The 22,919-nt window shown below is 62.8% G+C and carries 21 protein-coding genes, 1 tRNA gene and 1 pseudogene; 12 read left to right on the forward strand and 11 right to left on the reverse strand.

Annotated features, from left to right (window positions below):
* Both H1B27_RS39825 and H1B27_RS24535 read right to left on the reverse strand, forming a co-directional pair.
* Positions 1-240 (reverse strand): annotated as a pseudogene (locus H1B27_RS39825) (IS4 family transposase); the annotation flags it as partial.
* A gap of 43 nt (positions 241-283) precedes the next feature.
* Entirely contained in the window at positions 284-1,360 is a 1,077-nt protein-coding gene (locus H1B27_RS24535; RefSeq protein WP_197967827.1) for a recombinase family protein, read from the reverse strand.
* Between the two features lie 1,343 nt (positions 1,361-2,703).
* On the opposite strand from H1B27_RS24535, the gene H1B27_RS24540 reads away from it, so the two are divergent.
* Both H1B27_RS24540 and H1B27_RS24545 read left to right on the forward strand, forming a co-directional pair.
* Complete coding sequence (locus H1B27_RS24540) at positions 2,704-2,982, forward strand: hypothetical protein (protein ID WP_197967828.1); 279 nt, start codon at positions 2,704-2,706, stop codon at positions 2,980-2,982.
* Positions 2,933-3,976: a tyrosine-type recombinase/integrase gene (locus H1B27_RS24545; RefSeq protein ID WP_197967829.1), complete on the forward strand. Its 1,044-nt coding sequence runs from the start codon at positions 2,933-2,935 to the stop codon at positions 3,974-3,976. Before H1B27_RS24540 ends, H1B27_RS24545 begins: the two co-directional genes overlap by 50 nt.
* A gap of 231 nt (positions 3,977-4,207) precedes the next feature.
* Here H1B27_RS24545 and H1B27_RS24550 read toward each other — a convergent pair.
* The 5 genes from H1B27_RS24550 to H1B27_RS24570 all read right to left on the reverse strand — a co-directional run bounded on the left by H1B27_RS24550 (position 4,208) and on the right by H1B27_RS24570 (position 8,788).
* A tRNA-Lys gene (locus H1B27_RS24550) sits at positions 4,208-4,283 on the reverse strand.
* A 177-nt stretch (positions 4,284-4,460) separates the two neighbouring features.
* The gene (locus H1B27_RS24555; protein WP_061879266.1) at positions 4,461-5,069 is read right to left on the reverse strand and encodes a Spy/CpxP family protein refolding chaperone; all 609 of its coding nucleotides are present in this window, start codon (positions 5,067-5,069) and stop codon (positions 4,461-4,463) included.
* 197 nt (positions 5,070-5,266) lie between these two features.
* The gene (locus tag H1B27_RS24560; RefSeq protein WP_197967830.1) at positions 5,267-6,271 is read right to left on the reverse strand and encodes a TRAP transporter substrate-binding protein; all 1,005 of its coding nucleotides are present in this window, start codon (positions 6,269-6,271) and stop codon (positions 5,267-5,269) included.
* A gap of 283 nt (positions 6,272-6,554) precedes the next feature.
* The gene (locus tag H1B27_RS24565; protein ID WP_061879268.1) at positions 6,555-8,117 is read right to left on the reverse strand and encodes a 2-isopropylmalate synthase; all 1,563 of its coding nucleotides are present in this window, start codon (positions 8,115-8,117) and stop codon (positions 6,555-6,557) included.
* A gap of 398 nt (positions 8,118-8,515) precedes the next feature.
* Positions 8,516-8,788, reverse strand: coding sequence for a hypothetical protein (locus H1B27_RS24570; RefSeq protein ID WP_197967877.1), 273 nt, complete (start codon positions 8,786-8,788; stop codon positions 8,516-8,518).
* 176 nt (positions 8,789-8,964) lie between these two features.
* Here H1B27_RS24570 and H1B27_RS24575 point away from each other — a divergent pair, with 176 nt between their 5' ends.
* The gene (locus tag H1B27_RS24575) at positions 8,965-10,203 is read left to right on the forward strand and encodes an SMP-30/gluconolactonase/LRE family protein (RefSeq protein ID WP_061879270.1); all 1,239 of its coding nucleotides are present in this window, start codon (positions 8,965-8,967) and stop codon (positions 10,201-10,203) included.
* A complete protein-coding gene (locus H1B27_RS40325) occupies positions 10,200-10,385 on the forward strand; it encodes a hypothetical protein (protein WP_246515685.1) in 186 nt (61 codons plus the stop codon). Before H1B27_RS24575 ends, H1B27_RS40325 begins: the two co-directional genes overlap by 4 nt.
* 204 nt (positions 10,386-10,589) lie before the next feature.
* Here H1B27_RS40325 and H1B27_RS24585 read toward each other — a convergent pair whose 3' ends face one another.
* A complete protein-coding gene (locus H1B27_RS24585) occupies positions 10,590-10,946 on the reverse strand; it encodes a hypothetical protein (protein WP_197967831.1) in 357 nt (118 codons plus the stop codon).
* Here H1B27_RS24585 and H1B27_RS24590 point away from each other — a divergent pair.
* The 5 genes from H1B27_RS24590 to H1B27_RS24610 all read left to right on the forward strand — a co-directional run bounded on the left by H1B27_RS24590 (position 10,937) and on the right by H1B27_RS24610 (position 16,990).
* Positions 10,937-11,812, forward strand: a complete 876-nt coding sequence (locus tag H1B27_RS24590) for a branched-chain amino acid ABC transporter permease (RefSeq protein WP_061879272.1) — start codon at positions 10,937-10,939, stop codon at positions 11,810-11,812. The genes H1B27_RS24585 and H1B27_RS24590 overlap by 10 nt on opposite strands.
* Before the next feature lies 1 nt (position 11,813).
* Positions 11,814-12,740, forward strand: coding sequence for a branched-chain amino acid ABC transporter permease (locus H1B27_RS24595; protein ID WP_197967832.1), 927 nt, complete (start codon positions 11,814-11,816; stop codon positions 12,738-12,740).
* Positions 12,740-14,221, forward strand: a complete 1,482-nt coding sequence (locus H1B27_RS24600) for an ATP-binding cassette domain-containing protein (RefSeq protein ID WP_197967833.1) — start codon at positions 12,740-12,742, stop codon at positions 14,219-14,221. The genes H1B27_RS24595 and H1B27_RS24600 overlap by 1 nt, the downstream gene beginning before the upstream one ends.
* A 40-nt stretch (positions 14,222-14,261) precedes the next feature.
* The gene (locus H1B27_RS24605) at positions 14,262-15,497 is read left to right on the forward strand and encodes an ABC transporter substrate-binding protein (RefSeq protein WP_197967834.1); all 1,236 of its coding nucleotides are present in this window, start codon (positions 14,262-14,264) and stop codon (positions 15,495-15,497) included.
* A 182-nt stretch (positions 15,498-15,679) separates the two neighbouring features.
* On the forward strand, positions 15,680-16,990 hold the full coding sequence (locus tag H1B27_RS24610; protein WP_197967835.1) for an ABC transporter substrate-binding protein: 1,311 nt from the start codon (positions 15,680-15,682) through the stop codon (positions 16,988-16,990).
* Between the two features lie 184 nt (positions 16,991-17,174).
* Here the strand turns inward: H1B27_RS24610 and H1B27_RS24615 are convergent, their stop codons facing one another.
* From H1B27_RS24615 to H1B27_RS24625, 3 genes are all read right to left on the reverse strand, one after another.
* Entirely contained in the window at positions 17,175-18,344 is a 1,170-nt protein-coding gene (locus H1B27_RS24615) for a Gfo/Idh/MocA family protein (protein WP_197967836.1), read from the reverse strand.
* Positions 18,345-18,388: 44 nt separating this feature from the next.
* Positions 18,389-18,703, reverse strand: a complete 315-nt coding sequence (locus tag H1B27_RS24620) for a septal ring lytic transglycosylase RlpA family protein (RefSeq protein WP_061879275.1) — start codon at positions 18,701-18,703, stop codon at positions 18,389-18,391.
* Between the two features lie 374 nt (positions 18,704-19,077).
* Positions 19,078-19,539, reverse strand: a complete 462-nt coding sequence (locus H1B27_RS24625; protein ID WP_197967837.1) for a hypothetical protein — start codon at positions 19,537-19,539, stop codon at positions 19,078-19,080.
* Between the two features lie 348 nt (positions 19,540-19,887).
* Between H1B27_RS24625 and glgC the strand changes: the two genes are divergently transcribed.
* The 3 genes from glgC to H1B27_RS24640 are packed head-to-tail and all read left to right on the forward strand — an operon-like array spanning position 19,888 to position 22,894.
* Entirely contained in the window at positions 19,888-21,150 is a 1,263-nt protein-coding gene (gene glgC / locus H1B27_RS24630) for a glucose-1-phosphate adenylyltransferase (protein WP_197967838.1), read from the forward strand.
* Positions 21,147-22,601 (forward strand): glycogen synthase GlgA, encoded by a 1,455-nt coding sequence (glgA, locus tag H1B27_RS24635; RefSeq protein WP_061879278.1) that lies wholly within the window; start codon positions 21,147-21,149, stop codon positions 22,599-22,601. The genes glgC and glgA overlap by 4 nt, the downstream gene beginning before the upstream one ends.
* 32 nt (positions 22,602-22,633) lie before the next feature.
* Positions 22,634-22,894 (forward strand): SWEET family sugar transporter, encoded by a 261-nt coding sequence (locus H1B27_RS24640; RefSeq protein ID WP_061879279.1) that lies wholly within the window; start codon positions 22,634-22,636, stop codon positions 22,892-22,894.
* Positions 22,895-22,919: the final 25 nt, after the last annotated feature.

Raw genomic sequence — 22,919 nt, forward strand, 5'->3', positions numbered from 1 at the left:
CAACGCCACGCTGCTGAGGTCGGCAAGGCCAACAGAAGCGGCCCACGCGGCTGTCGATCTCAACCCTCGTTCACCCAGACAATAGGCCAGCATCAGCCGAAGTAACGACACCGCATCTGGAATTTGGCGCCGCCGCACGAAAGCCTTCGTCTGGCGCGCGCTTATCTCAAGCTGCGCAGCCCCGCCGAGCTGCGTAACCACTCTCGTCCAGTCCTCGTTCAGAAGCGATTCGTCTGCCATCCCGCTTTGGAATCACGTGTGATTCCAACACTCAAGAATAAACTTAACGCCTATGGGGTAGACCCGGCGTGCGGTCTATAATGCCCTTGCTCAACTTCCCCTCCTTGAGCAAAGCTCTTCGCAAGCGGACGAGCATCTCTTCTTCGGTTAGATCGACGCGCCGTTCTTCGATAAATTTGTTGACCTTTGCGAAAACGTCACGATCAACGATGGGCTGAATGCAGCCTTCAGCTCTGATCCACTGGTCTGGAGGATTGTACGTGTAGGTCTGGCGTAGCTTGAATGACCTTCGATTGAAAATGAGATTTCCGATGTAGCTTTCGTTTCGGAGTATGGCTCCGACCATCACGCGCGTCCAAGGATCCCCGGAGCGCGTCGGCACCCTCTTCTTATTCAATTCCCAAGCCACTACCGTTTCACATTTCACTTCGAGGAAACGACTAAATATCCACCTGACTGTAACAACTTCCTGGGGAGTCCCGGGACTAATTCTGATGTGATCAGTCAAGAGATACTTCCGCTGTCCCTTCTTTAGAACACCCTTCGATTGCTCCTTCTCATCAACAAGCTCCCGCACCAAACCATAGCCCGCATAACCGCCGAGCTTGTAGCCTAACCGAGCAAAGCGGCATTGACCGGCGTAGACCTTCGCTGAGAGCTCTCGGCTGTACTCGGCCGCCATCACTCGTTTGATGTTCTTGACGATGCTCGTCAGCATAGTCCCGTCGTTGTCGAACTGTTCGGCGCAATATGCGACCTTGATGCCCGCGCGCTTGCACACGAATTCGTAGTGCGCACTTTCGTCTGCATCCTGGAAGCGTCCCCATCTGCTTACATCGTAGACAAGGATGTGCCCGAAGTCGGCTTGCCCACTCTCGACATCCTCCAATAGCTGGAGGAGGCCCAGCCTGTTCTTGATGAGCAACCCGCTTTCGCCCTCGTCTCGGTAGGTACGGACAAGAGTTAGATTGTGAGCGTGCGCATAGGCAGCTATTACTGCGGCCTGATTTTGAATTGAATAGTGCTGCATCTCGGTAGACATTCGGACGTACTGAGCAGCACGAACGCCGAGAAGAGCTTTCGGCAGGTGGGCCTTGTGAACGACGAGCGCATTGCTCATTCGCCACCTCTAGTTCGAACGGCCCCTGCCGAGATGAAATAGAACTCCCGCGCCTGGAATATTCAAGAGCCATTTGGTCGGCTACTGTCTTTATCTTCGGTATCGAGACTTTTTATCATTCCGTTCGGCAATGCAACGACGTTGACCTTGCAAGCGTACTCCCGCGAACTTCCCGATGCGCTGGTCTGGCTATCACGCGAGACCGAAAATAACTCCCGGCCGCCAGCTGCCAGCTATAAGCGGTTTCACCGCTGTTCATTTTGAAGCTACTTGTGGGCGGCCCCCACCGAACGACAAGGGCATCAACATTTTTCCCGATGTAATCCTGGCCTAGCTTGGCGCGAACATCCGCACCCGTTGCGTAACATCCCCCGAGCGCCATACAGAGCACTGCAATCCCCAGCCGACGCATTTCCTCTCCCCCAAGGCGGCACGTCCAAACGCAACTACCGCGCGAGATCAAGGGCTGGTGCGGGTTTTCGAGGATCAGAGTGCCGTGGAGGGTTAACCGGGTATGGGTTACGGGCAGGACACGCAGCCAGCCTAGAACCTGACCATGCTCCAAAAGAAATGGGACCTCATGCCTTAGGGATTGGCCGGCACCTTTTTCGCTTCATGCGAACGATCCATCAGCGATCGGACAGCCGCTCCTTTCGCTGCCGCTTCTTGCGAACCTTCAGCGACGCGCTCAGGGCTGCATTTGCTTGAGGGCGGATTTCCACACTGACGCGCAAGCGCTTCCCAGCCGACACACTTGCCCGATCGGTTTCGGTATCCGGGACCTCCATTGTCCCCGCAGGCCGCGAACGCCGATGAAGCCGGCCAAACCTGCACGACTATGAAAAGCGAAACAGAAATCGCAGTCCGACGCATCGCCTCCCCCTTAGCTACCATCCAAGCGCAACTAGGGGGAGAGATCAATCCTACGTTCACGAACGCGACAGGAAGAGCTGAGTGCCGCAGCCAGGAGTCCTGAGGAGGCCCTTCGGGGCGGCCTCTTTCTTCGTGCCCAACTACTCGCCGAGCGCACGATTTATCATGTGCTGGCTAATGTCGCATCCCGCAATGCACAACCACACGACTATCCAGGCTTCCAAGGCCTGCAACGTCCTGTTCCTTCGCGAGGCAAGATTACCGCACCAGAGAGAGCTGGATTTCAAAATCCCGCAAATAGATTCCAGAGCCTTTGGGCCACGTAGGCCTGTCCGATTTCCACTCCACGCTAGCCGAATCTGCGAGGTCTAGTTTCTCACTCTTTCGTCGCCAAGGTTCTCGGCCTTGATCAACTACGGTCCTGCCGAGTTCAGCACCGCTACTTAGATCGCCGGCAGTGGGAGCACCGAATGATCGAGCCCCGTGGCATGTCCAAGGAACAAGCTGCGGCTTACGCAGGTTGCGAGTCGCTTTCAGCGTTCAACGAGTGGGTTCGACGCGGAATCATGCCGAGGGCAATACCTGGAACACGCAAATGGGATAAAAAAGCGATTGACGTAGCGCTTGACCGGTTATCTGGTTTGCAGCCTAAAATTGAAGCTCAACTGGCACCATACGACGCGTGGAAGGCATCCCAGAATGCGAGTGCGGCTGAAGGGGATCAACTGGTCCATAAAAAAGCTCGGTGACGGTACGTCGAAGACCTACTGGTATGCGTGGAAGGGAGGCCCGCGCATTGACGCGACACCCGGCACACCGGAATTTATGCGCCTGTACAACGAAGCAGTGGCGTCTTACACGAAGAAGAACTCCGAGACGTTTAGCTCGCTAATCGACTACTTCAAGGACTGCAGTGAGTACAAAGATCTTGGTGACAAGAGTAAGCGCGCTTACGACGGATACCTCAAGCTTATCGAAACTAGGTTCGGTTCGATGCCGATTGGCGCCCTCGAGGACAAGCGCGCACGGGGCGACTTCAAGGAGTTTCGGGATTCATTTTCCGACACGCCACGCAAGGCGGATTATATCTGGACGACGATTGCGCGTGTTCTGTCCGTTGCAAAGGATCGTGGCAAGATCTCAGTGAACGTGTGCGAGCGTGGCGGTCGGCTTTATGAATCTGACCGGTCTGAGATCGTTTGGTCGGCCGAGGACATCCGGGCCTTTTGTGGCGTGGCGTCGGTTGAGCTGCAAGCCGCTCTCCTACTCGCATTATGGACGGGTCAGCGCCAGGGAGACCTGCTGCGCCTGACCTGGAAAGATTACGATGGCACTTATATCCGGATGCGCCAATCGAAGGGACGCGGCAACAAGGGCCGGCGCCGTGTAACTATACCGGTGGGACCGCCGCTGAAGGCGGCGCTTGACGCTGCGTTGAAGGAAGAGCGCTCGGCCGTGACTATATTGGTCAACTCGTTCGGCCGGCCATGGACGGAGGACGGTTTCCGGACGAGCTGGGACAAGGCTTTCAAGAAAACGTCGTTGAAGGATCTGCACTTCCATGATTTGCGCGGCACTGCTGTTACGCGCCTCGCGCTATCGAATTGCTCGGTTCCGGAGATCGCCTCGATAACTGGCCATTCGATGAAGACGGTGCAGGAGATTCTCGATGCGCACTACCTGGGCGGCCGGCTCGAACTCGCCGAGTCAGCGATCAAGAAATTGAGTGAAGTATACGGGTAGGAACATGAGCTTGGGATGTGGAACGACCCCACGTGAAGGCGTCCTCGGTCGCCAACGTTTTTGCGTGAGAGAGCGCTCGACGCCGCCGGGGAACGAGTTAGCCGCTGTGGTAACGCGCAGCAATCACGCCATCCTTCAAATTGGCGTACGGATGACGAACAAATTTCTCAAACCGGACGTCAAACCGACTGGTCCGTTCTGGTGCGCACTGCTGTAAGTGCTTGATTTGCTTGGTGGGCGCACCAGGGCTCGAACCTGGGACCCGCTGATTAAGAGTCAGCTGCTCTACCAACTGAGCTATGCGCCCGAAAGGCGGCTAAAGCCTTGCGAGGCCGGTCGTTTAGCAAAGCGATCCGGGTCTGGCAAGCGATCCGGTGAAGGTTTTCCAAGGGTTTGCCGAAGCCTCTTCCGCGGGACGTAAAAAGCGAAAAGCCGCTGGATTCCAGCGGCTTCACCAGGGTTAACGGCCGGAAACCCGATCCGCTCAGAGCCGGCCCTCGCGGTCCCGGTCCGGACCGCCGTCGCGGTCGAAACGGTCATGGTGGAAGTGGTCCATGCCGCGTTCCATCATGCGGTCCATGCCCCGCTCCATGCGCTCCATGAAATGGCGGTGCCGCGGCCCATCCTCGCCGCCGCCGAACGGGCCGCGGTGGCGGGTCAGCACCGCGAGGCGCCGCTTCTGGCCCTCGTCCAGGGTCTTGTAGAGCGGATCGGCGGCATCGGCGATCTTCTTCAGGGCGGCGGAGCTGGCGCCCATGTCCTCGGCGCGCTGGCGCAGGCGGGCGATCGGATCCTCGGGCCTGTCGGCATCGCCCGGCCCGGCATTCATCCGCGCGTTGGCGCGATCGATGCGCAGCTTGGCGAACTCCCGCACGGCGGTCTCGACCGGCGGCCACAGCTTCTCCTGATCGGCGTTGAGCTTCAGCCCGGCATGGACGGCAGCGATCCGCGCGTCGACGAAGGCGGCGCGGTCCTCGGGGTTCATGCGCATGTGGCGGACGTGCTCCATCCACGGGCGATGATATTGGGCATAGACCGCGCCCGAGCCGGCGATGCTGAGCACGGCGATGGCTGCGATGGTGAATTTCCTCATACGAACCTCCTCTGGAAGGATGCCCGAGGATGAGCGCGGCGCGGCTGACGCGCAACTTACAACTTGGACAGGGAGCGCGTTGTTACGAAGATGTAACGGCCGATTTTACCTCCAGCCGCGATCGGAAATCATTCGCAACAAAAAGGCTTCCGTGCGGACCGCACGGAAGCCTTTTCATCATTCATCGTCCGTCAGGATCAGTTCGTCGTGCTCTTCGCTTCCTTCTGGAACTCGTCGATCAGCGACTGGCCGACGCGGGTCGCGGCGTCCTTGTAGACCGGCTCCATCGCCTTGCGCATCGCCTCGTCCTGCTCCGGCGTGAGCTTGATGATCTCGCTCTTGCCGCTCTTCTTGATCTCGGCGAGCGCGTCGTCGTTCTCCTTCTGCGACTGCGTGTTGCTGAAGGCGGTCGCCTCCTTCATCGCCTTGGAAAGCTGGTCGCGGATGTCGGCCGGCAGATCGTCCCAGAACTTCTTGTTCACGATCACGACGTAGCCGATGTAGCCGTGGTTGGTCTCGGTGATGTACTTCTGCACCTCGTGCATCTTCTGGGTATAGATGTTCGACCAGGTGTTCTCCTGGCCGTCGACGACGCCGGTCTGGAGCGCCTGGTAGACTTCCGAGAACGCCATCACCTGCGGCAACGAGCCGAGCGCCTTGAACTGGGCCTGGATCACGCGCGAGGACTGGATGCGGAATTTGACGCCCTGATAGTCGGCGGGCGTGATCAGCTTCTTGTTGGCGCTCATCTGCTTGAAGCCGTTGTCCCAATAGGCAAGGCCGGTGATGCCCTTGGCATCCAGCAGCTTGAGCAGCTTCGTGCCGAGCGGGCCTTCCGTCACCTTCCGCAGCGTCTTCAGGTCAGGCAGGATGTAGGGCAGATCGAACACCTCGAACTCGCGAATGCCGAGCGGCCCGAACTTGGAGTTGGACGGAGCCAGCATCTGCACGCTGCCGAGCTGGAGCGCCTCGAGCTCTTCCTTGTCCTTGTACAGCGTCGAATTCGGGTAGACCTCGACCTTGACCTTGCCGCCGGTGTATTTCTCGGCGAGCTCCTTGAACTTCTCAGCCCCCTTGCCCTTCGGCGTGTCGGTGGCGACGACGTGGCTGAACTTGATGACGATGGGTGATTGGGCCAGTGCCGGCCCGGTCAGGCCAAGTGCCAATGCCGCGATGGACGCGGCGATCGCGAAGGTGCGCATAATCTCTCCCTGGTGTTATTTGGGCCGCCCGGCATGCCGAGCGGCCTTTCTTCATGCCGGCTGTATCAATACAGGCCGCCGGCTTACGCCGCTATTGGCCCTTAGCAGGGCAGGCATTCATGGTGAATACCGCACGCACGCCCACACTCCCTCTTCCGCTTGCGGGAGAGGTTGGGGAGAGGGTGTTTCGGCAACGGGACATTCCCCGTGGGGAAAGAACCCTCACCCACCACGCTTCGCGCGTCGGCCTCTCCCGCAAGCGGGAGAGGCGAAGCCAACGGCGTCAGCTCGCCGCCGCCGTCGTCACCGTGTCGCGCTGACGCTTCATGACGATCTTGTTAAGCGCGCCGAGATAGGCCTTGGCCGAAGCCACCAGCGTATCCGGATCCGCAGCGCGCGCGGTCATCGAACGTCCCTCCTGCGACAGCCGCACCGACACCTCGGCCTGCGCGTCGGTGCCTTCGGTCACCGCATGCACCTGATACAGCTCCAGCTTCGCCTCGTGCGGCACCAGGCGCTTGATGCAGTTGAACACCGCGTCGACGGGACCGTTGCCCTCGGCCTCCTCGATCCTGATCTGGCCGTCGACGTCGAGCTTCATGGTCGCGCGCTGCGGACCATGGGTGCCGGCGATCACCGTCAGCGAGGTCAGCTTGATGCGGTCGTGCGAGGCCGCCATCTCCTCGTCGACCAGCGCCTCGATATCCTCGTCGTAGATGTCCTTCTTGCGGTCGGCCAGCGCCTTCATCCGCGTGAACGCATCTTCCAGCTGGTTGGGGCCGAGCTTGTAGCCCATCTCCTCCAGCTTGTGCACGAAGGCATGACGGCCGGAGTGCTTGCCGAGCACCAGCGAGGACTGCTTCAGGCCGACCATCTCCGGCCGCATGATCTCGTAGGTGGAGGCGTCCTTCAGCACGCCGTCCTGGTGGATGCCGCTCTCATGCGCGAAGGCATTCCGGCCGACGATGGCCTTGTTGTACTGGACGGGAAACGAGGTCGCCGCCGATACCAGCTTCGAGGCGCGAGTCAGCTGCGTGGTGTCGATCTTGTTCCAGTAGGGGAATTTGTCGTTGCGCACGTTGATCGCCATCACGATCTCTTCGAGCGCGGCGTTGCCGGCGCGCTCGCCGATGCCGTTGATGGTGCACTCGACCTGGCGCGCGCCGCCGACGATGCCGGCCAGCGAGTTCGCGACCGCCATGCCGAGATCGTTGTGGCAGTGCACGGAGAACACCGCCTTGTCCGAGTTCGGTACGCGCTCGATCAGCGTCTTCATGAAGTGGGTGTATTCCTCCGGCACCGTGTAGCCGACGGTGTCGGGAATGTTCACCGTGGTGGCGCCGGCCTTGATGACGGCCTCGACGATGCGGCACAGGAAGTCCATCTCGCTGCGGGTGCCGTCTTCCGCCGACCATTCGACGTCGTCGATCTGGTTGCGGGCGCGCGCGACCATGGCGACCGAGGTCTCGATCACCTGCTCCGGGGTCTTGTTCAGCTTCACCCGCATATGCAGCGGCGAGGTCGCGATCACGGTGTGGACGCGGCCGCGCTTGGCGAATTTCACCGCCTCGGCGCAGCGGTCGATGTCGGCCGGATGCGCACGCGAGAGGCCGGCGATGACCGCGTTCTTGGAGCGGCGGGCGATCTCGCTGACGGCCTGGAAGTCGCCTTCGGAGGTGATCGGGAAGCCGGCCTCGATGACGTCGACGCCCATATCGTCCAGCAGCTCCGCAACCTCGAGCTTCTCCTCGAAGGTCATGGTGGCACCGGGGCACTGCTCGCCGTCGCGCAGCGTGGTGTCGAAAATGATGACGCGGTCCTTGTCGGACTTGTTCTGGGTGGCCATTACGAAATTTCCTTTTGAGCGTTTGCGCCGTTCAGACCGATTTGTCCCTTGGCGCTTGAGGTGTCCGGTGATCTCGACCAACCCCTGAGCGCCCAGGCGCGTGGCGCCCAGCCGGCCCTCAGGGGCAAGTAAGAAGGAGGCCGCCAATAAGGAGGGTGGGCAGCAACGCGGCCGGGATCGTGGCGGCGGCTCGAGCCGTCTCCCCCGAAATCCCCTCGATTTGGCCGCGAATCAGCATTGCCGGACCCTTTTGAGCCACAAATCCTCGGCCAAAACCGTTGAAGGTTCGTTGCCGGAAGGCTCAGTACGGCCCGTTTCTAGACGAAAAACGGCTGTAACTGCAACGCCAAAAGATGGTCAGCATGTTTGACCTAGCAGGCCCACATGGCCTGAGGCGGCTATCCCGCGCCGGTGCGGCGGGCACGGGCCCTGCTCTCCCAGCGGTCCAGCATCTGGCCGAGCTCGCCGGTCGGCACGGGTGCAGCGGTGCCGGCTTTCGCAAGCTCGTTGGTATTGGCCGGCGCGTTCGCATGGAGCCAATCTGGTTCGGCGGCGTATTCGCGCCAGCGGCGTGCCTCCGCATGCCTTTTGCGGGAGACGTAGTCGCGCGCGAAATAGCCGGCCGCAAATGCGATCGCGAGGATGAAGACCAGGACGACAATCTGCACAATGAGCTCCGGTTTTATCCCGTCAGCCTCTCATCCAAAACGCACTCGAAGGTGACGAAATTGCGACCCGCCATCGCGTCGTGGTTTCGATTCCACCTCTCGCAACCGACACCGGACCGGACTAACCTTCGACCGCTCGGCCGGATCAACCGGCCAGTGAACATGATCGGGAGAACGCGATGACACGCCAGGAGGCTCGTGACCACGAGCAGCGTGACCAGCACGCTGCGCTTTCACGACGAACGCTTGTCCGGGGACTTACGCTGGGCGCCGCTGCGACCGCGATCGGAGCCGGCCCCGCGCTGGCCCAGACCGGGCCCGCCGCACCGCCGACCACCATCACAAGCCCGCCGCGCGATTTCGGCCCGGGCGGCGCGCCGACGACTTATTTCTGGGACCCCGACATCATCGCGGTCGATCCGTCCTTCAACGATCTCGCGCAGCCCAACACCGCGATCAAGCGTCTGTACACCGGACTGCTCTGGGCCGAAGGCCCGGCGTGGAGCGCGCAGGGCCGCTATCTCTTGTGGAGCGACATTCCCAACAACCGGCAGATGCGCTGGAGCGAGGACGACGGCCGCGTCAGCGTATTCCGCTCGCCCTCCAACAATTCCAACGGCAACTCGTTCGACTTCCAGGGCCGCCAGCTCTCCTGCGAGCACCTGACGCGCCGGGTCACGCGCTACGAGCATGACGGCACCGCCACGGTGCTGGCCGACTCCTATCAGGGCAAGAAGCTGAACTCGCCGAACGACATCGCGGCGCATCCCGATGGCAGCTACTGGTTCACCGATCCGCCCTATGGCGGCCAGCTCTACGAGGGCGAGCCCGACGTCGCGGGCGGCCCGAGCAATGCGGGCGGCAAGCTCAATCCGCGGATCGGTCAGCCGGCCGGCTTCGTGCCGGGCAAGCGCGAGCTGCCGACCAATTGCTATCGCATCGATCCCTCCGGCCGCATCGACCTCGTCGTCACCGAGGACCAGGTGCCCGACCCGAACGGGCTCTGCTTCTCGCCCGACTACAAGAAGCTCTACATCGCCTCGACCGGCAAGGGACCGGGCGACACCGGGCCCGGCGGCAAGGGCGAGATCTTCGTGTTCGACGTCGGCAGCGACAACAAGCTGTCGAACCTGAAGAAGTTCAGCGATTGCGTGATCGACGGTGTGAAGTGCGGACCGGATGGCCTGCGCTGCGACGTCAACGGCAACCTCTGGGCCTCCAGCAATGCCGGCCGCTCCGTCGGCTACAGCGGCGTGACCGTGTGGTCGCCCGAAGGCAAGCTGCTCGGCCGCATCCGCCTGCCGGAAGTCTGCGGCAACGTCTGCTTCGGCGGTCCGAAACGCAATCGTCTTTTCATGGCCGCCAGCCAATCACTCTATGCAGTGTACACGGCGACGCAAGGCGCGGGCCCGGGTTGAGCGAGGCGACCAATGTCGACCACACGGCGCCGGCGTGCCACGCCGGCGCCGAATTCTTCGACGGTTCTTTCGATGCAAAAAGGATCGTCAGGGCAGAGACCGTTGTGATCTGCGCCGGCGTGATCGGGGCCTGTATCGCGTGGTTCCTTCTCCGCCGCGGCATCGACGTCATCGTGGTGTAACGGACCGAGGTGGCGGCGGCCGCCTCGGGCAAGGCCGGCGGCTTCGCGGCGCATGGATAAGCCTGCCCGCTGTCTATGGCCAACGCCCAAGCATCGTGTACGACACGACCTCTCACCATTCGATCCCGCTCGATCCGTCTCTGCTGCGCGCGCTGACGTACATGCATGGGAGCCGCCGAAATCTGCATGACTGCGCTGCTCTCTCTATTTGCGCCGCGCCAGACTCAATCCGCCTCGCGCAATCCTGAACGCAGTTTCACTTGCCGAGACTGCGGTCGCCGGTATAGTCGCGCTCCAATAGCTCACGAGAAGCTTGTTCAAGGAGAGAAACAACATGAAGAAAAGACTCTCTGTTGCGTTGCGAATTCGCTCAACACCGCCCTGATCGGCGCGAAGGACGTCGTCAGAACTGACGTCGGTCTCCCGAACATCATCCAGCCTACCCGCGAACTGATCGGACCGCATCCGGGCCTTGCACGGACGGCTTTCTGCATGCGGTTCACGCAGCACCTTTCCTTCAAGCGGCAGCCAGATTGCCCGGCAAATCAGCAATGCGAGCATTCCAGATTCTGATCGATGGCTTTGCCATCAGCGCTCTCTACGCTCTCGGCGCCACCGGTTTCACCCTGATCTTCGGCGTCTCCGGCGTACTCAACCTCTCCCACGGTGCCATCATGGTAGCAGCAGCGGTCGCGGCCTGGGCTGCAGCCAGCATGCTTGGTGTCGGCACCTATGCCGGCGCGCTGATCGGCGTCGCTGTCGCGCTTCTCACTGCATTTGCCACGTATTTCGCGGTCGTGAAGCCGATCCAGGATTCGCGGCGCATCCCCAATGAGGAGAAGGAGATCTTCGTCCTCACCGGCACGCTGCTCTGGGGCATCATGATCCAGGAGCTGATCGCCTACTTCTTCACCAACAACGCCAAGACTGTGCTGCCGATCGTCGAGGGCGTGGTCGAGATCCTCGGCGTCCGCACGCCACGAAACGAGATTTTCACGGCAATCGTGTGCTGTCTCGTGATTGCGCTGCTGTGGCTTCTGGTGAACCGCACCCGCACCGGCAAGGCGGTGCTGGCGGCTTCCATGAACCCGCGCGGCGTCACCCTGCTCGGGCTCGAGCTCACCAACATCTACATCGTGGTCTGGGCGATCTACGGCATCTTGGCCGGCATCGCCGGTGTACTGCTCGGAATGTTCCTGGGTGTCAGCTCCTACAGCGTCGGACCGCTGACCGCGAGCGCATTCTCGATCGTCGTGCTCGGCGGCCTCGGGAGCGTCTCCGGCTCGCTGATTGCGGCCTTCGTGGTTGGCTATCTCGAGACTCTGACGGCCTATCTGGTCTCGCCCGCCTACCGCACCATCCCGGCACTGCTGCTGCTCGTGTTCGTGATGTACATCCGGCCCCAGGGCCTGCTGGGGAGACGCTGAGATGTCCACCTTCTTCACCTCGCGCCTGTTGTTCATCTCGCTCGCGCTCGTCGTCATCGCGGCAACCTTGCCGCTCTACGTCTCCGGCTATGTGCTCGGCCTGCTCACCGTCGCCTTCTATTTCGGCGTGTTCGCGATGGCCTGGGACCTTCTGTTCGGTTTTGCCGGCGAAGTGAACTTTGGGCCCACCTTCCTGATCGGCGTCGGCGCCTACACCGCCGGAATCCTGAATGCGCAGTTGGGCTGGTCGGTTTATGCCTGCATCGTGCTCGGCGCGCTCGCCTCGGTCATCGCCGGTCTCCTGCTGGCGCTGCCTGCGCTGCGCGTGCGCGGGCCCTATTTCGGCCTGACCACCCTGGTCGCGGTGCTGATGCTGCAGAATTTCATCGTGGTGTTTGCCGATCTCACCGGCGGCGAGATCGGCCTCACCATCCCCGACGTCATCAGCATCAATGCCGGCACCAACTACTGGATCGCACTCGGCTTCATGACGATCTCCGCGGCCATCCTCTACGGCCTGTCGCAATCGCCGATCGGCCTCGTGCTGCAGGCCAGCGGCCAGGATCCGGTGCAGGCCGGCGCGCTCGGCTTCAACATCGTCAAGCACAAGCTCGCCGCCTTCGTCGTCAGCGCGTTCTTCTCGGGCCTGTCGGGTGCTCTGCTGGTGTTCTATTTCGGCACCGCCTCGGTCGGCACCGTCGTCGACGTCGCGGTCGGCGTGAACGTGATCGTCGCCGCCGTGCTCGGTGGCCGCCGCACGGTGCTGGGCGCCGCACTCGGCGCGATCTTCCTGATCGTCGCCGGCGAATTCCTGAGGCCGACCGGTGAGCTCGCGACCTTCATCGTCTCGGCGGTCGCGCTTCTCGTCGTGCTGTTCTTTCCCGGCGGCTTCCTCGGAGCGGCCCTCTCGCGCGAGGCCCGCACGTGATGGATATGAGGCTTTCAAACCGGGCCGTGCTCGAAGTCCGCGGCCTGACCAAACGATTTGGTGGCCTGACGGCGGTGAAGAACCTCGGCTTCGAGGTCAATGGCGGCGAGATCTTCGGCCTGATCGGGCCGAACGGCTCGGGCAAGTCGACGGCGATGAAGACCGTAATGGGAATCGAACGCCCGACATCGGGCGAGGTGATCTTTGAGGGCGAGAACGTCGCCGGCCTGCCCGCGCATAAGATCGCGCGCAAGGGCTTTGGCATGGTGTTCCAGCACTCGCGGCCGCTGAACCGGCAAACGGTGCTGGAGAACATCCTGGTCGCGCTGCTGCCGGACAGCCTGTTCATGCTGTTCCCGGACAAGGCGCTGGTCGAACGCGCCGAATGGATCGCCGAGCGCGTCGGGCTCGGCAATGTGATGAACCGCCGCCCGCCGACGTTGCCCTTCGCCGACCTCCGCCGGCTCGAACTCGCCAAGGCGATCGCGCGTGATCCAAAGGTCGTGCTGGTGGACGAGCCCTTCGCCGGGCTGACGCGCGCCGAGGTCGAGATGTTCTCCAACCTGATCCGCAGCTTCCGCGACGAGGGCCGCGCGGTGATGCTGGTCGACCACAACGTCAAGAGCGTGGCCGCTCTCGTCGATCGGGTGCTCGCGATGTATCTCGGCGAGGAGATCGTCACCGGCAGGGCTGACGAGGTCATGAAGAACGAGACCGTACGCCGGGTCTATCTCGGCGGCGCCATCGAGACCCATGCGCGGCCCGAGATCAGCTTCAAGGACAAGGCGCCGCTGCTCGAGGTCGAAAATGTCAGCGTGTTCTACGGCAAAGCCCAGGCGCTGGAGAACGTCTCGATCCACGTCCACGAGGGCGAGTTCGTTTCCGTGGTCGGCCTCAACGGCGCCGGCAAGACGACGCTGTTCAACACCATCTCAGGCTTCCTGCCTTATAGCGGCGAGATCGTGCGCGGTGGCGAGAAGCTGCGCGGGACCAGCCCGGCGAAGATCGCGCGCAGCGGCCTCGTTCAATGTCCGGAATCGCGCGAGCTGTTCGGCGAGATGAGCGTTCGCGAGAACCTCGACCTCGGCGGCCAGCATCTCTCCGACGAGAAGCGCGCCGCACAGCTTGCCTGGCTGTTCGAGCTGTTCCCGATCCTGAAGGAGCGCCAGGGCCAGCTCGCGCAAACTCTGTCCGGCGGCGAGCAGCAAATGCTCGCCATTGGCCGCGCGCTGATGATGCAGCCGCAGATCCTGATCCTGGATGAGCCGACGCTGGGCCTTGCCCCCGTCATTCTCGAGTTACTCTCCAAGGCGCTGACGAAGCTGCGGCAGACCACGGCTATCACGGTGCTGCTGGGCGAGCAGAACGTGACCTTCGCGCTGCCACATGCCGACCGCGTCTATGTGCTGGAGCATGCAAGGATCGTCTGGGAGGGAGATCCCGGTCGCTTCGCGGCGGAGGCCGGCGCCGATTTTCTTTGAGTGCGTCAACATCAACAAGAACATGGAAAGGGAAACGACCATGCGACCATCAATTCTCGGCAGCAGCTTGCTCGCCTCCGCGCTGGTGCTGTGCTTCGCCGCACCCGCCTACGCGCAGTCGAACGGTCCGATCAAGATCGGCGTCATCGCCGAGGTGCAGTCGATCGCCGGCGCGGCGACGCCAGGCGGCGCGCAGATCGCGGCCGACGAGATCAATGCCAAGGGCGGCATCCTCGGCCGCAAGGTCGAGATCGTCACCTATGACAACAAGAGCTCGTCGGCAGACTCCGTGCGCGCCTTCCAGCGCGCGGTGAGCGAGGACAAGGTGTCCGCGGTGATCGCAAGCTACATCAGCGAGGTCGTGCTGGCGCTGGAGCCGTGGGCCGCGCGGCTGAAGATGCCCCTGATCACGCCCGGCGCCGCCTCGAACGAGATCACCAAGGCGATCCACAACGACTACGAGAAGAACAAGTACACATTCCATGGCTATCTGACCTCGGCCGCGCAGGCCCAGCTCGTCTGCGACGCGGCCAAGGACCTGCTCGTCGATAAGCTCAAGTTCAAGACCGTCGCGATCATGAGCGAGGACGCGGCCTGGACCAAGCCGCTCGACGTCGGCTACGAGGCCTGCCTGCCCAAGGCGGGTCTCAAGGTCGTCGAGCACGTCCGCTTCTCGCCTGATACCACCGACTTCACGCCGATCTTCAACAACATCGAGAGCAAGAAGCCCGACGTGATCGTAACAGGCATCTCGCATGTCGGCGTGCAGCCGACGGTGCAGTGGAAGAACCAGCAGGTGCCGATCCCGATGTTCGGCATCAGCGCGCAGGCGTTGAGCCCGACCTTCTGGAAGGACACCAATGGCGCCGCCGACGGCATCCCGTCGCTCGCGGTGGCGACACCCGATGTCGCCGTGACCCCGAAGACAAGGCCGTTCGCCGCCGCTTTCAAGGCCAAGTTCGGTAGCCCCCCGGCCTATACAGGCTACACCGCCTACGACGAGGTCTACATCATCACCGACGCGATCAAGCGCGCTGGCTCGACCGATCCCGACAAAATGGTCGCCGAACTGGAGAAGACCGACTACGAGGGCACGATCGGCCGGATCCAGTTCTACGGCAAGAACGACGAGTTCACCCACGGCATCAAATCCGGCCCCGGCACCGTCACCGGCCTCGTGTTCCAGTGGCAGGACTCCAAGCAGGTCGTGGTCTGGCCCGAGAGGATCGCCGAAGGCAAGATGAAGTTTCCAAACTTCGTGAAGCTGTCACAGTAGTCGGCTCGCCGATGTCGGGCCCATCGCTTCCCGGGGAGCGGTGGGCCGTTTAGTTGTCTTTCGCAGCTGCGTTGTGGCGGTGCCCATCGACCTTGGGCCATGTTGACTTTCCGCCGCGCCGCTCCCCATACTTCGCAAAAAAAATAACAACCAATCATAAGACGGTTTTGAGGGAGGATAGGATGCCGACTTCACGCAGGCAGCTGCTGAAGAGCTCGGCGGCTGCCGCCGCCGCACTCAGCCTCGATTGGACACGGGCCCAGGCGCAAGCCGAGACGCTACGCATCGGCCTGATCTACGACCTCACCGGCCCCTTCGCCGCGGGCGGCTCGGTCGCCTCGTCGATCGGCGCGCAGATCGCGATCGATCTCGTCAACGAGAAAGGCGGTATCGGCGGCAAGACCAAGATTGCTCCGGTCGCCGCGGATTCCCAGAGCAAGCCCGACGTTGCGATCAACGAGGCCGAACGGCTGATCAGCCAGGAGAAGATCGACATCCTCAACGGCGTCTATGCGAGCTCGCATGCGGTGCCGCTCGCGGCCAAGGTCGAGCAGCAGAAGAAGATCCTCTGGATCACGACCGCGGTTTCGACCGCCGTGTTCAAGGACAAGAACCTGCAATACGTGTTTCGCGCGCAGATCCATTCGGATCAGTACGGGCAGGCCTTTGCAAGCTTCATCAACGAGCATGCGAAAGCCAAGCTCGGCATGGACCCGAAGGAGGTCAAGGTCGCGTTGATCCACGAGGATGGGCCCTACGGCGTCGGCGTCGCCACGGCCGACGAAGCCTATGCCAAGCAGGCCGGCATCCCGGTGGTGCTGCGCGAGGGCTATTCGGCATCGGCGCCGGACCTGTCGGTGCTGGTCACGAAGATCAAGCGCGCCAAGGCCGACGTGATCTCGCATGCCGGCTACAACCCTGACATCACCCTGTTCCTGCGCCAGGCGCGCGAGAGCGGCCTGCGCTTCAAGATGCTGTTCGGGGCCGGCGCCGGCTACAGCCAGCTCGACAAGCTGCGCGCCACCTTCGGGGCCGACATCGACAATTTCTGCAACATCGACCCGGTGCCGGCGCAACTGCTCGACTCCGCCAAGCTCGCGCCGGGCATTGGCGATCTGATCAACGCCATGGTCACGCGCTACAAGGCCAAGACCGGTGCGACCGACGTGCCGCCACACTGCTCGATGGGCTTCAACCAGACCTGGGTGCTGCTCAACAACGTGCTGCCGGTCGCCAAGGAGAAGTACGGCAGCTTCGAGCCCGAGGCCATCCGCAAGGCCGCGCTCGACGTCGACATCCCCGCCGGCGGCACCATCCAGGGCTACGGTGTGAAATTCTTCCCGCCGGGCACCCCGCTCTCCGGCCAGAACGAACGCTCGACGCCGGTGGTGATGCAGAATGCCGGCGAGCACATCTCCGTGGTGTGGCCGACCAATATCAGAACACAGGACCCGGTGTTCCCGCTGCCGAAGGGCTCGACCTACGGGACGTGAGGGGAAGCGACGGCTCCGCTCCCTCGCCCCGCTTGCGGGGAGAGGGTTGGGGTGAGGGGGAGTCTCCGCAGGGCGGTGACAGTCGGACTCGCGGACAGTCCCCCTCACCCGGAATCCAAGCTTCGCTTGAATTCCGACCTCTCCCCGCAAGCGGGGCGAGGTGACATTGCCGCTCCGCCGGTGTTTACAGCACCACCCGCCGCCCCTCCTCCGCCGCCCAATAGCCGGCGTAGTTCACCTTGATCGTCTCGTACGCGAGCGCGAGGTCCGACAGCGGCTGCCGTCCGGTCGCAACGCATTCCATGAAGTCCTGGATCTCCTGCAAGTAGCCGCGCGTCCATTCCTCCTCGAGGCAGACATATTGCCAGCCGGTCTTGCGGTCGACCTTCTCGGTGATGTAGACGCCGGCGAGCTTGTCCTCGCTGGTCTGGTAGCTCATCAGATGGGTGTTCGGGGTGATGTTGGCGAACAGCGAGCCGCCGCTCGTATAGGTCTCGATCAGATTGCGCACGCCGCCCATGATCATGTCGCCGGAGAACACGGTGGCCTTGGTGCCGTCGGAGAAGGTCGCGGTGAGAGTGCCCCAGTCCTCGACGTCGACGGGATTGGCCTTGATGTAGACGCGCTCTTCGGGTTTGAGGCCGGCGGTGACGTTGCCGACGTCGCCGGTGACGCTGGCGACGCGGATGCGCTCGCCGCGCGCCTTCGCTTCGACCTGCTTGAGATAGAGCACGGCCGAGAGCGGATGGCAGCCCATGCGGATCAGCGAGCCGCCACCGGTCATCGCCCATTGCGCGGCATGGGCGGCGTGCGAGCCGGAATGGCTCTCCTCGCCCTTCATGAACAGGATCTTGTCTTTCGTCGCCCTGATGATCTCCGCGGTCTTGGTCACCGCCGGCGCGTAGATCCAGTCCTCGGCGTACATGAAGAGCTTTCCGGTCCGCTCGATCGCGGCGCGTGTCGCGTCCATCTCTTCCAGCACGCGCTCATACATCAGCGCCTTCGGCACGCGCTTGCCGATGGGCTGCTCGTCGCCCTCGCGGCCGAAATAGCCGGCGAACGGCTTTTCGCAGATCACATGCTTGCCGGCCTGCATGGCGCCGACGATCATCCCGGCATGGAGATTGGGCGGCGTGCAGATGTCGATGACGTCGAGATCGGCGTCCGCGATCAGATCGGCGAAGCTGCGATAGACGCGCGGGATGTTGTGTCGAACGGCGAATTCAACGACGTGGTCGCCACGCGCCGCAACCGCTGCGACCTCGACGTCGACTCCATAAACGCGCCGGAACGCATACATGTGCAGCTCCGATACGAAGCCGCAGCCGACGAGCCCTACCCTGATCCTGGCCATGGCGCCCCCTTGCTTTGGGGCGGCACTATAGCGCGCGCAGACGACTATTCCACCGAGACCCTCACCACGCCCGCGCTCATCATGCCGAGCGCGCGGGCGGCCGGCACCGAGAGATCGACGATCCGCCCGCGGATGAAGGGACCGCGATCGTTGACGCGGCATTGGATCGTGCGCCCGCTATAGGACACCTTGAGCACGCTGCCGAACGGGCGCGTGCGATGGGCGCAGGTCAACTCGCCGCCTCTGCCGGCCTTCCCGTATCCGTAATAGGAGGCGAGCCCGCTTTCGGCCTTTGCAACGGACATGAAGGCAAGGGATGAAGTCACGAGACCAAGCAATAAAGTCGGCTGCGCGCGCACGGCACCGCTCCCGGTTGCCCACTGCCCGGAGCTGCAAACGTCGCTTTGTTCCCTGAAGTTCCTGGAAAACTGCCGTCCGCTTGGCGGCAGGCCATCACACATTGTTTCCGTTTGCGAAGGACCAGCCTGCGTGCTTCGACGATCTGCGTCTGCCGAACAGGCCTCGGTCAAATCGACCAATGATGGCTCGGATTCTATTCTCTCCGAACAAAACGTGCCGCGCTGACCAGCGCAGGATTAGAACGAGCGCGACGAAAAGCAACGACGCGCGTGGGCTTCGCCTCAAGCCCGGCCCATTGCATCTCGCCGCGATCGTGCTCATGCACCTGGCATGCATGAGCTTGATCGTGTGGCTCTCGTTCTAGCCGCGGTGCTCACCATCTGCGGTAATAGTGTCGGTGATAGGCACGGTACGGCCGGTAATAGCCATAGCTGTAGTACGGACGATAGGGACGATAGTATCGCGGATAGGCATAGTATCGCGGATAGGCATAGGCGGGCGCGTAGCCATAACCGCCGTAATATGCCGGAGCGTAGCCATAGCCGTAGCCCGGATATCCGTAGCCGCCATAGTACGGGCGACCATAATAGCCGTAGCCGTAGCCATAAGGCGCGCCGCTGGCGATGGCGCCGCCGATGATCGCGCCGGCGGCGAGACCACCAAGGGCAAATCCCCATCCGCCGCCGCGCCAATGCACCTGCGTGACATCGTCGCCGGCCGCAGCCTTCATCGTCGCAACGTTGGTCGGCATCGGACCCGCCGTGGCCTGCCCGATTTGGCCTGCCATGACCACGCCGGCCAACGAGCAGGCAATTGCCGTCTTCCAGATCCTCATCGTCTTACTCCCTGTCTGACCTTTCGCTTGGAGAAGGATCGCAGCGTCATGATCGGGCATCCTTGCGCCAAGTCAAAGCCTGGAATGTCAAAGCCTCGAATTTGCGTGCACCGCACAAGACGCATGCCTCCGTTCTGATCAACCTGTGCCCGGCGAAGCTCGGCGACCTCGCCTCGTGTGACACCGGCGCGACGGTGCCTGATGTCCGAACACCCGCAAAGCATTAAGCTTCCCGCGCATTCGCAACCAACAACCACCTTCCCGATTTACTATTCGTGCCATTACTATCGGTTCCAATGTGCGCAGCCGGGAGGCTTCTCGCGAGCGCCAGAGTTGTGGGAGGATCACATGAGTGCCGCGAGACCCGAGCCGCTTGCCCGTCAGGCGCTGGCGTTCGTCCTGGCTGGCGGGCGCGGCAGCCGGCTCCTGGAGCTGACCGACCGGCGTGCCAAGCCCGCGGTTTATTTCGGCGGCAAGTCCCGCATCATCGATTTCGCGCTGTCGAACGCGGTGAACTCGGGCATCCGCCGCATCGCGGTCGCGACCCAATACAAGGCTCACAGCCTGATCCGGCATCTCCAGATGGGCTGGAACTTCTTCCGCCCCGAACGCAACGAGAGCTTTGATATCCTTCCCGCCAGCCAGCGCGTCTCCGAGACCATGTGGTATGTCGGCACGGCGGACGCGGTGTACCAGAACATCGACATCATCGAATCCCACGCCTGCCGCTTCATCGTGGTGCTGGCCGGAGACCACATCTACAAAATGGACTACGAGGTGATGCTGCGCCAGCACGTCGAGAGCGGCGCCGACGTCACCGTCGGCTGCCTCGAAATGCCGCGGACCGAATCCTCCGGTTTCGGCATCATGCATGTCGACGAGAACGGCTGGATTCAGGAGTTCCTGGAGAAGCCGAAGGATCCGCCGCCGATGCCGGGCAAGCCGGACGTCTCGCTCGCCAGCATGGGCATCTACGTGTTCGACGCGAAATTCCTGTTCGATCAGCTCAAGCGCGATGCCGAGGACCCGAACTCGAACCACGATTTCGGCAAGGACATCATTCCCTACCTCGTCAAGAACGGCCGCGCGATGGCGCACCAATACTCGACCTCCTGCGTCCGCTCCGGCAGCGACACCCGCGCCTATTGGCGCGACGTCGGCACGGTCGACGCCTATTGGGCCGCCAATATCGACCTCACCGACGTGGTGCCCGAGCTCGACCTGTTCGACCAAGCCTGGCCGATCTGGTCCTATGCCGAGATCACCCCGCCGGCGAAATTCGTCCATGACGAGGAGAGCCGGCGCGGCCAGGCGGTGAGCTCGCTGGTCTCCGGCGGCTGCATCATCTCCGGCGCCTCGTTGCGGCGCTCGCTGCTGTTCACCGGCGTGCGCATCAACTCCTATGCCAATGTCGAGAACGCCGTGATCATGCCCTATGTGAATGTCGGCCGCGGTGCCCACTTGAGGAACGTCGTGATCGACCGCGGCGTGGAGATTCCGGAAGGCCTCGTCGTCGGCGAGGATCCCGAGTTCGACGGCAAGCGCTTCCGCACCACCGAGCAGGGCATCTCGCTGATCACCCAGCCGATGATCGACAGGCTCAATACATGACGCCTGTTCGCGTCCTCGCGGTCGCCTCTGAAGTCTATCCTCTCGTCAAGACCGGTGGCCTTGCGGACGTCGCGGGCGCGCTGCCGGTTGCGCTCAAGGCGCATGGCGTCGAGATGCGCACCTTGATGCCCGGCTATCCCGACGTGATGCGCCTGGTCTCGGGCGCGGAGGAACTCCGGAGCTGGCCGGATTATTTCGGCGGCCCCGGCCGGCTGCTGGCGGGCTCGTATGACGGGCTCGACCTGTTCGTGCTCGACGTGCCGCACCTCTATGCCCGGCCCGGCAACCCCTATGTCACCACTGAGGGCATCGACTGGCCCGACAACGGTGTGCGCTTCGCGGCGCTGTCGCGCGTCGCCGCCGATATCGGCCACGGTCTCGTTCCGGCATTCGTGCCCGATATCGTGCACGCCCATGACTGGCAGGCCGGGCTGGCGCCGGCCTATCTGCACTACGACGATCGTCCGCGGCCCGGCACCGTGATGACCATCCACAACATGGCCTATCAGGGCAAGTTCGCTCCCGAGCTGATCGGATCAATCGGCCTGCCCTGGCGCGCCTTCAACGCCGACGAAGTGGAATATTTCGGCGGCATCAGCTTCTTGAAGGCGGGCCTGCGCTTCGCCGATCGCATCACCACGGTATCGCCGACCTATGCGAAGGAAATCCAGAGCGACGAAGGCGGCATGGGGCTCGGCGGTCTGCTTCGTGAACGATCCAGCGTGCTGAGCGGCATTCTCAATGGCATCGACATATCGGTGTGGAATCCGCAGGAAGATCCGCACATCGCCTACCGCTTCGGCGCGCAGGACCTGACGTTCCGGGCCGCGAACAAGGCGGTGCTGCAGCAGCAATTCAACCTCGATTCCTCCGACGAAGCGCCGCTGCTCGGGGTCATCAGCCGGCTGTCGTGGCAGAAGGGGCTCGATCTCCTGCTCGAGGCCATTCCGACCATCTTGCGCGAGGGCATGCAGCTCGCACTGCTCGGCAGCGGCGACCGCGATCTGCAGGATCGCTATCAGGCTGCGGCCCGCGCCAATCCCGGCCGGATCGGCGTCGTGATCGGTTACGACGAGATTCTGGCGCATCTGATCCAGGCCGGTTCGGACGCCCTCGTCGTTCCTTCGCGGTTCGAGCCGTGCGGCCTGACCCAGCTCTGCGCGCTGCGCTATGGCGCCGTGCCGATCGTCTCCCGCGTCGGCGGCCTCGAAGACACCATCGTCGATATCGGCGAGGCCGATGCGTCCGGCCACGATGCCACGGGGTTCAAGTTCGGCCCCGTGACGGCGGATGCCCTCGCCGGCACGTTGCGCAAGGCCAACACCGTCTTCCACGACAAGCTGACCTGGCGCCGGCTGCAGCGAAGCGGGCTTGCGACCGACGTCTCCTGGCGCAATCGCGCCGGCGACTATGCCGCGCTCTATCGCCGCCTTCTGGCGGCCCGCGCGTGAGGCATGGCCGAATCCATGCTATAGAGCCGGGCATGGACCCCTTCGCGATCAAGCTGATCGGCTTTGCCGCCGCCACCTGCACCACCGTCGCCTACGCGCCGCAAGCCATCAAGGTATGGAAGACCCGCTCCACCGGCGACATCTCGCTCGGCATGTTCCTGGTCATGGTGCTGGGCCTGGCGCTCTGGCTCGTCTACGGCCTGCTCTCGGGCGATGCCCCGCTGGTCGCCGCCAACGCCATCACCATGGTACTCGCCGGCGGCATTCTGGTGATGAAGCTGCGATACGGGTGATGTTTTTTTCGCCTCTCCCCGCGTG

Origin of the sequence: Bradyrhizobium diversitatis (genome assembly GCF_016031635.1) — a bacterium.
Taxonomy (GTDB): Bacteria; Pseudomonadota; Alphaproteobacteria; order Rhizobiales; family Xanthobacteraceae; genus Bradyrhizobium; species Bradyrhizobium diversitatis.

Bases quoted from the DNA above. Each gene is read 5' to 3' on its own strand.
- H1B27_RS24575 (WP_061879270.1), top strand. From the start codon at position 8,965: ATGACACGCCAGGAGGCTCGTGACCACGAGCAGCGTGACCAGCACGCT.
- H1B27_RS24555 (WP_061879266.1), bottom strand. From the start codon at position 5,069: ATGAGGAAATTCACCATCGCAGCCATCGCCGTGCTCAGCATCGCCGGC.
- H1B27_RS24600 (WP_197967833.1), top strand. From the start codon at position 12,740: ATGGATATGAGGCTTTCAAACCGGGCCGTGCTCGAAGTCCGCGGCCTG.
- H1B27_RS24595 (WP_197967832.1), top strand. From the start codon at position 11,814: ATGTCCACCTTCTTCACCTCGCGCCTGTTGTTCATCTCGCTCGCGCTC.
- glgA (WP_061879278.1), top strand. From the start codon at position 21,147: ATGACGCCTGTTCGCGTCCTCGCGGTCGCCTCTGAAGTCTATCCTCTC.
- H1B27_RS24545 (WP_197967829.1), top strand. From the start codon at position 2,933: ATGCGAGTGCGGCTGAAGGGGATCAACTGGTCCATAAAAAAGCTCGGT.
- H1B27_RS24640 (WP_061879279.1), top strand. From the start codon at position 22,634: ATGGACCCCTTCGCGATCAAGCTGATCGGCTTTGCCGCCGCCACCTGC.
- H1B27_RS24560 (WP_197967830.1), bottom strand. From the start codon at position 6,271: ATGCGCACCTTCGCGATCGCCGCGTCCATCGCGGCATTGGCACTTGGC.
- H1B27_RS24615 (WP_197967836.1), bottom strand. From the start codon at position 18,344: ATGGCCAGGATCAGGGTAGGGCTCGTCGGCTGCGGCTTCGTATCGGAG.
- H1B27_RS24590 (WP_061879272.1), top strand. From the start codon at position 10,937: ATGCGAGCATTCCAGATTCTGATCGATGGCTTTGCCATCAGCGCTCTC.
- H1B27_RS24540 (WP_197967828.1), top strand. From the start codon at position 2,704: ATGATCGAGCCCCGTGGCATGTCCAAGGAACAAGCTGCGGCTTACGCA.
- H1B27_RS24565 (WP_061879268.1), bottom strand. From the start codon at position 8,117: ATGGCCACCCAGAACAAGTCCGACAAGGACCGCGTCATCATTTTCGAC.
- glgC (WP_197967838.1), top strand. From the start codon at position 19,888: ATGAGTGCCGCGAGACCCGAGCCGCTTGCCCGTCAGGCGCTGGCGTTC.
- H1B27_RS24585 (WP_197967831.1), bottom strand. From the start codon at position 10,946: ATGCTCGCATTGCTGATTTGCCGGGCAATCTGGCTGCCGCTTGAAGGA.
- H1B27_RS24610 (WP_197967835.1), top strand. From the start codon at position 15,680: ATGCCGACTTCACGCAGGCAGCTGCTGAAGAGCTCGGCGGCTGCCGCC.
- H1B27_RS24535 (WP_197967827.1), bottom strand. From the start codon at position 1,360: ATGAGCAATGCGCTCGTCGTTCACAAGGCCCACCTGCCGAAAGCTCTT.
- H1B27_RS24625 (WP_197967837.1), bottom strand. From the start codon at position 19,539: ATGAGGATCTGGAAGACGGCAATTGCCTGCTCGTTGGCCGGCGTGGTC.
- H1B27_RS24605 (WP_197967834.1), top strand. From the start codon at position 14,262: ATGCGACCATCAATTCTCGGCAGCAGCTTGCTCGCCTCCGCGCTGGTG.